Here is a 1,238-nt window from a genome sequence, read left to right on the forward strand (position 1 = left end):
AGCCACAGGCAACGAACTAAAGTTCCGCCTTCGGCTACACAACGTGGTGTTGTTCTACTTGGGTGTTCTAAAACATCTAACCAGTTCATCAAACATCACTCCGGCCACAAAGAAACGTGGCCTGCGTTGGACGCACGATAGAGCCGTGCGCCGTTTATAAAAGCGTTAAATGTTTTTTGGCTCTTAAGGTTTAGGGCTCAATATTCGGCAGGGAATGCTCGTTTCTTATCATGTATTCCTCCGTGTAAAGTTTTAGGGTAGGTGGCACGTTTTCCCACTGTTCCGCTCTGCTGTTTAAGCTTCTCAGGCACATTTGAATTTGTAGAGGCCTCGTCGGTGGTGTGTTCTTAGGGAGTCCGGTAAAGTCGCCATCTAGGGTGTTTTTGTCTCTGGGCAAGTACAAAGGTTTTAACGTGGTGTTTGGTGTAGTTGGGTGTTCTAAAACATCTAACCAGTTCATCAAACATCACTCCGGCCACAAAAACACGTGGCCTGCGTTGGACGCACGATAGAGCCGTGCGCCGTTTATAAAAGCGTTAGGTGAAAAATTAGTAGGCAGCATTAGTTTCAATAAGATAAAATCTCGGTTCAACTTAAATCAATAACTTAAAATTAAGGAAAATCATAATATGTTAAAGAATAAACTGTTTGGTTTCGTAATAATCGTATCAGCCTTATTTATGTCAGGGTGCGCAACGAACCTGTTTCCAGGAGGCCCAACCCCAGCTGGTGTAATTATCACTAATGTGAAAGGCCCTGCTCAAAACTTAACCGTAGCAACCGATAAAGATGCACAGAGTTCAAAAATGGGCTCAGCGAGTGTATCTGCAATTGCTGGTTTATTTGCATTTGGCGATGCAAGTATAGATACAGCCATGAAAGAAGCCGGCATCACAAAGGTACATCACGTAGATCATCAAGTTAACTCTTTTCTATTTGGTCTTTGGCTACAAAACACAACCATCGTGCATGGAGAGTAAATATAGTACCACCTAACAAGTGCAGCTTGCGGAACTACGTGAGCTGTCACGTTTTGTGCGTTGCACAAAAAGCGCCATCACACTCCGTCCGCAACTGCAGGCGTTAGCTGTAAAAAAGGAGTTAAATTGAAGCACATATTTGTTATTGCAGTTTTAGCCTTATTGTCAGGTTGTAGTTCAATGGTAAAGACCGAAATTGGAGATTACGATTACGGCAAAAGTTTAAGTGAACTACAAAGTCAGCATATCGAGTTACAA

1 protein-coding gene is annotated in these 1,238 nt (G+C 42.9%); it reads left to right on the forward strand.

Annotated elements, in window-relative coordinates:
- Positions 1–629: 629 nt before the first annotated feature.
- Complete coding sequence (locus A3735_RS20990; protein ID WP_068633991.1) at positions 630–980, forward strand: TRL-like family protein; 351 nt, start codon at positions 630–632, stop codon at positions 978–980.
- Positions 981–1,238 lie beyond the last annotated feature (258 nt).

This window comes from Oleiphilus sp. HI0061, from assembly GCF_001635675.1.